Annotated in this window: 6 protein-coding genes; 4 read left to right on the top strand and 2 right to left on the bottom strand. The window is 69.9% G+C overall.

Annotated elements, in window-relative coordinates:
• Positions 1 to 230: 230 nt before the first annotated feature.
• From ACZ7NC_RS44250 to ACZ7NC_RS44240, 3 genes are read left to right on the top strand one after another with little or no spacing between them, the layout of a single operon-like run.
• Positions 231 to 2,348 (top strand): CHAT domain-containing protein, encoded by a 2,118-nt coding sequence (locus tag ACZ7NC_RS44250; RefSeq protein WP_471497778.1) that lies wholly within the window; start codon positions 231 to 233, stop codon positions 2,346 to 2,348.
• A gap of 39 nt (positions 2,349 to 2,387) precedes the next feature.
• The gene (locus ACZ7NC_RS44245) at positions 2,388 to 2,762 is read left to right on the top strand and encodes a hypothetical protein (protein ID WP_471497777.1); all 375 of its coding nucleotides are present in this window, start codon (positions 2,388 to 2,390) and stop codon (positions 2,760 to 2,762) included.
• Entirely contained in the window at positions 2,708 to 3,610 is a 903-nt protein-coding gene (locus ACZ7NC_RS44240; protein ID WP_471497775.1) for a hypothetical protein, read from the top strand. The genes ACZ7NC_RS44245 and ACZ7NC_RS44240 overlap by 55 nt, the downstream gene beginning before the upstream one ends.
• A gap of 438 nt (positions 3,611 to 4,048) precedes the next feature.
• On the opposite strand, the gene ACZ7NC_RS44235 is transcribed toward ACZ7NC_RS44240, so the two are convergent.
• Together ACZ7NC_RS44235 and ACZ7NC_RS44230 are read right to left on the bottom strand one after the other, a co-directional pair.
• A complete protein-coding gene (locus ACZ7NC_RS44235) occupies positions 4,049 to 4,420 on the bottom strand; it encodes a hypothetical protein (protein ID WP_471497773.1) in 372 nt (123 codons plus the stop codon).
• Positions 4,421 to 4,664: 244 nt separating this feature from the next.
• Positions 4,665 to 5,180: an ATP-binding protein gene (locus ACZ7NC_RS44230; protein ID WP_471497771.1), complete on the bottom strand. Its 516-nt coding sequence runs from the start codon at positions 5,178 to 5,180 to the stop codon at positions 4,665 to 4,667.
• A gap of 285 nt (positions 5,181 to 5,465) precedes the next feature.
• On the opposite strand from ACZ7NC_RS44230, the gene ACZ7NC_RS44225 reads away from it, so the two are divergent.
• Entirely contained in the window at positions 5,466 to 5,675 is a 210-nt protein-coding gene (locus ACZ7NC_RS44225; protein WP_404097718.1) for a DUF397 domain-containing protein, read from the top strand.
• Positions 5,676 to 5,881 lie beyond the last annotated feature (206 nt).

The raw sequence follows: 5,881 nt of genomic DNA, 5'->3' as shown, positions 1-5,881 counted from the left end.
CGCCCCCGCAGGCGCCTCCGGCACCTTCTGCCTCTCGTCTCGGCCCATCGCACACCTCCGTGATCAAGGTGTTGCGACGACCAGTTGAATCCGCCCTGAACCAGGCGCTGGCTGTGATGCGCCCGGGAATGCCGTACTACCGCTCGTTGCGCTCCCTGACCCTCCTGCGCCTTGGTTGGACAGCGTTGGTTCGGTATCTGAACACCCACGCCGCATCGGCCCTTGATGACGTGGTCGAGACGGGAGAGCGGCTGCTGGCCGACCGGACACGTACGCTCTTCCGCCTGGTCGGCGGCGACGGTGAGGTGGCGCTGATGCTGTGCACCGCATATCTGATGCGCTACGAAGTCGCTCACCGACCTGATGACCTGAGTGCGGCTCGGGCCCTGGTGCCGTCATTGCGCGGACGGGCGGGCGCCGCGCGGGACGTCCGTTTCTGGCTACGGCTGTTGGAGTCCGAGTCGGAAGGTCACCTGGGTGCCCGTCAGGCTGCGCTGCAATCGGCCCTGGCCTCTCTCTCCGCTACTGAGGACGGCTGGGAGCTCGCCATGGCCCTGGCGTACCGCGCCACCGCCTTCAGCGACCCACACGACATGGAGCAAGCGATCGGCATCCTCCGGGATACGGCGAGCGCGAACCCGGACGGCCCGTTGCGCGCATCGGACCTCCTTGCTCTCGGTGGCCTGCTGGAGATGCGGTCCCAAGGTGCCGGCGCGCCCGGAGCGGACCTGGAGGAGGCGCTGGAGGCCTACCGTATGGCGGCACAAGCGGTGGGGTCTCCTCCCGTCGACCGTCTGGAGGCCGCGACTGCGGCCGGTTCGCTGGCCCTGAACAGCGGTGACGCCGATGGCGCGCTCGTCGACTTCGAACAGGCGGTCTTCCTGTTGCCCTGGGCCGCAGCTCTTGGCCTGCCGCCCACGGACCTGGAGCATCTGCTGGCGTCCTGGCCCGCGCTGGCCGCTGACAGTGCGGCCGCTGCCCTCGCGGCCGGGCGGCCCGGGCGCGCGGTGGAGCTGCTCGAAGCAGGGCGGGCCGTCATCTGGCAGCAACTCGCCCGCACCCGGCTCCCCTTCAGCGGGCGCGAGGGCGTGTCCGCCGAAGTCGGCAGCAGACTCGACGCGATCACCGCAGAACTGGGCGCGCCGTCCCCGCACTTGTCTGCCCGCCCCGCTGTCCAGGTGCTCCTGGACCGCCTGGTCGGCCCTGAACGCTATCGACGCGTTGAGCGACGGCTCGCGCTGGCGGGCGAGTTCACCCGGCTGATCGACCAAGCGGGGCTGGGCAGAATGTTCGAGCCGCCGCATTGCGCGGAGCTCCAAAACGCCGCTGCGGACGGCCCTGTGGTCATCGTGAACATCAGCCGCTTCCGTTGCGACGCGCTGATCGTCGAACGCGTCGACGAGCCCCGGGTCGTCGCGCTGCCGGGCCTGACCCACGACGAGGTCCAGCAAGTGGCCGAGGCTTTCCTCGCGGCCTGGGACCTGCGCGATGTCGACCACGACGTGGCGCACATGAACCGCTACCAGGTCACTCGCGCGACGGTCGCCTGGCTGTGGGACCGGATCGCGGGGCCCGTCCTGGACGCACTGGACCTGACCGGATCACATGAGGAGCTTCCGCGCATCTGGTGGTGCCCCACCGGTCCGCTGACCGCGCTCCCCCTGCACGCCGCGACATCAGCCGACGGAACCGGCGCCATGGACCGGGCGGTCTCCTCTTATACGCCGACCCTGAGCGCGCTCATCGAGGCGCGCCGGCGTGCGGGCGTCGAGGATCCCAGCGGCCGTCCACTGGTCGTCGGCATCAGGGAACTGCCCGGCTGGGCCCCGCTGACGCAGGTCAACGCCGAGATCGAGGTCCTGACCGGCCACTTCCCGCATCGTGAGCTGCTGGACGAGCGGGCAGCGACCGTGGCCGCGGTCACCGACCGGCTTGCCACCGCCACCGTGGCGCACTTCTCCTGCCACGGCGACCGGGCTGGGATCCGGCTCTGGGACGGCCCGCTCGAACCCCACCTCCTGGCACGCGTCCACCTGCGGGATCCGGAACTGGCCTTCCTGTCGGCCTGCCACACGGCCGTGCCCGACGCGCGTGTCTTCGACGAGGCCGTCCACCCCGCGGCCGTGCTGCACATGAGCGGCTTCCGGCATGTGGTCGCGACCCTGTGGACCATCGACGACGGCGATGCCCCCCGTGCCGCCGAGGAGTTCTACCGGGTGCTTCTCTCGCAGCCCGAACCAGCGCTGCTCCCGGCCGCCCGGGCCCTGCACGCGGCCGTATCAGCCTTGCGGGCCAGGGGCCCCGAAGCGGTCGCCGTGTGGGCGCCCTATATCCACATCGGCCCCTGACGGGTCGAAGAACACCATCCGGAAGGAAGACGGGCCCCTATGAGCGAGGAAGCGTCGGAGCTGGAGGCGCGAGGACGACTGTGCACCTTGCTGCCCGAACTGGAGCGCACAGCACAACGATTCGGCTGGCGCGACACACTGGAGGAGCAGCTCGCACGCGTCCGCCGCGGCGGATCCGCCGTCGCGGCACTGGAGCGGCTCGGCCTGCGACCAGGACGGCAGGAGAGGGAACGAATCAACGCCGCCCTGCCCGGCGTATGGCGCGCCGTCCCCTTGCGATATCAGTACCACTGTCCGCACGGCTGCACGCCGACCTCCTGTCCTCCGCGGGACCGGGACGGCGAAGCGTCGGAACCGGCGTGCCGGATCGACGGGACACCGATGACCCCACGGACAGCGCAGGCGGCCGGTTGATGGAGGGCGTCCTGTCGCAGCTGGGGCAACGCATCGCCGACCGCTGGTTTGTCCTCTTCGTCCTCCCGGGCCTCCCCTTCACCCTTGTGCTCGCCTGTGCCGGTGTCCTCGGCCAGGACCACGCCCTGTCCCTCGCAACCCTCGAGAAGGAACTCGACGCCCTGGCGCACCGGTGGGCCGACAGCACATCCACAGCCCTCATCCAGGTCAGCGGGACCCTGCTGACGGCGGCGCTGGCCGGTCTGGCGGTCAGGGGCGCGACACGCGGCACAGCCATCATCTGGGCCGGCCAAGTGCCCTGGTTCCGCCTGCTGACGCGGCGCAACCTGCAGCGCCGGCGCAGCCGGGCGCAGGCGTCGCCTCCGGCGGACTTGCGCGTCCCCGAGCGTTACCTCCCGTGCTCTCCCACCTGGACCGCCGACAGGTTCCGCCTCACCGACGAACGCGTCGCCACGCAGTACGGCGTCCGACTGGCCCTGGTCTGGCCCCGGATATGGCAGATCGCCGACAGCGACGGCCGGGACGCCGTGCAGACGGCCTGGCGACGGTACTCGGCGGCCCAGGTACAGAGCACATGGGCGCTCGCCTATCTGTGCGTCGGCCCCGCCTGGTGGCCGGCAGGTGTCGTCGGCCTCGTGCTCATGCTCATGGCCTGGATCCGCGGACGCGAAAGCGCCGGCACATTCGCCGAACTCGTCGAGGCGACCGTGGACACCCACCTCCTCAGGCTGGCCGAGGCCCTCGGCGTGGAGCCGGCCCACGGACGCATCACCTTCCAGGACGGAGTCCTGGTCAACAGCATCCTGGACAAGGGCAGCGTGGTGCCGCGCCCCGTCGGCGACGTATAAGCGGGTTCCACAGGACAGGCAGGTGACCTGGCCCGTCCGGTGACCGAACTGACGACGTACACCAGCGGAAACCCGCACGCCGGGGAACGGGGAGGGCGGCCGGGGGCTGTTTCCGGTGGTCCGGCTCGTCCGGAACCGGGGCACCCGGCGCGCCTCCTCCGGAAGGACGTCTGGGCCGAGCAGTTGCGGTTGCGGTCAGGTGCCGACGTGGCCGCTTACCCGCCTCCGGGGCGACCGGGATGTCCCGGCTGTCGGTCCCAGCGGCTCGCGTCCCCGTCGGGGAGCAGTTCCGCTGCCTGGTGCTGGGTGTGTGCGGCTGCTATTTGGGCTTCCGCCACAACGTCTCCGCGTTCGCGCACCAGGTCTTCATATATCGGCAGGTGATCGTTTTCGGCGGGAGTTCGTGTCACTGTGCCATTCCTCCGCTGGACAATGCCGTCAGGACCTGTTCAGACGGGCGGCAATTCCGTGCCCGAGCGCCAAATAGAGGACGGCCGGAAGGCCGTAGTTGAGGACGACTCGTAGGCCCTCTGTGTCCATTGTGAAAATGTCCCGTGCCCATCCGGACAGCAGGTCGGCGGAGCCGCGCACGAACTCCACGAAGGCGTTCCCCTGGTTCGCTTCGAGCAGGTACAGCACGATCCACAGGCCGAGCAGACCGGCCGCGACATCGGCGATCGTGCAGATCGTCAGGGCCGCTCTGCGCGCGGTGGCCTGGTGGTGCGCGGAGCGGTCGGGCGCAGGTGGGGGTGGGGGTGTGGGTGCGTGCCGGTCGTACGGCTGGTATCCGGAAACCGGGTCGGTGTTCACGAGAAATCCGATCTGACGCGTTACTGGGGACGACAGGTCACCCCACGGCGCCGGGATTCGGATTTTGTGGGGTGACTCGCTTCTGCCTGGTTCTGCGCCAGAGGAACGTGGCTGTGTTACACCGCGTCCGGGGTGTCCCAAATATGGCTGCCTATTCGGGCACTTGCCCAAATGTTCACGCGCGAGGGCACATTTGCGGATGCAGCGGCGCGCGGCGCGCGCCCCGGGAAGGGACCGGTGGGGCTCAGGCCTGTCCATCGGTCGGCAGCATCGCCCAGACCGTCTTGCCCATCGGTTGCCGTCGGGTCCAGCCCCAGTGCTCGGACAGGGCGTCGATGATGCGCAGTCCCCGGCCGTGCTCGTCGAAGGGGTCGCTGGTGTGCGGGTACACGGGTGGGTGGTCGCTCGGGTCGGTGACCGCGCAGACCAGGTGGGCGGACCGGCGGAGGCTGAGCCTGAGCCAGATCTCCGCCTCGGCCGAGGGATGCGGCGCCGGGCGGGCCGTGGAGCGGGCCGGCGAGTGCGGTACGGCGTGCAGCACGGCGTTGGCGAGCAGTTCGGTGACCACCGTGAGGGCGTCGGGGCCGCAGTGGTCCAGCTCCCAGGCGCTCAGGGCGCGACGGACGAAGTCGCGGGCCTGACCGCAGCCCTGTTCGGCGCCCACGAGACGCAGGGCGACGGCGCGGGGCGAGGTGCGCGGCGCTTCGGACCTGGTGAGGTGACACGGACCCGGGGTACCGCGGTGCGCCTCCGGCGTCACGGTCGATCCCGCAAGTGACGCAGCGCTACTGGGCAGTCGGAGGCCTTCGTACGCAGGTAAGGACACGACGTCTCCCTGATACACGGTCAGGACGTGGCGTCTGCGCTGCACTTGACGCCAAGGGCTATTATCCACGCCGAAGGCGTCTCCGTGCAATTTCACGGGAAATTGCGCGAGTGGTGTCGACGCAGAGCACGTGGTGCGGTCCGGGTCCGCTGGGGCGACGGGGCGTACGCGTGGCGGAACGTGAGCAAGGAGAGTGCAGTGCCAACAGCATCGAACGGCATGCGGGCAAGCTCGTTGGGCGTCCGCTGGATCAAGAGCCGGCACAGCAATGCCGAGGGCAACTGCGTCGAGGTGGCCGCCCTGAGCGACGGCAGCGTCGCGATGCGCAACTCCCGCCACCCCGACGGACCGGCCCTCGTCTACACCCCCGCCGAGATCTCGGCCTTCCTGGCGGGCGCGAAGGAAGGGGAGTTCGACCACCTCGTGTGAATTCGACCCCCTCGTGTGAAACGGGGCGCCCACCCGGGAAAGTGCGGCCGACGAGGGCGAATCACCGCTGCCAAGCGGAAGTTGAGCCTTCCACTTTCCGCGGTTGCGGCAGCACGGGGCGGCGGGATGCGATAATGCAGTCTGTCGTATGCCGGTCTACGGGGAGTCAGGATGTCCGCCGAGTCACCTCGCATCTCCCGCCTCGA

The sequence above is a fragment of the Streptomyces sp. NPDC111802 genome, from assembly GCF_055634335.1.
This window is presented reverse-complemented; position numbering and strand designations above follow the sequence as displayed.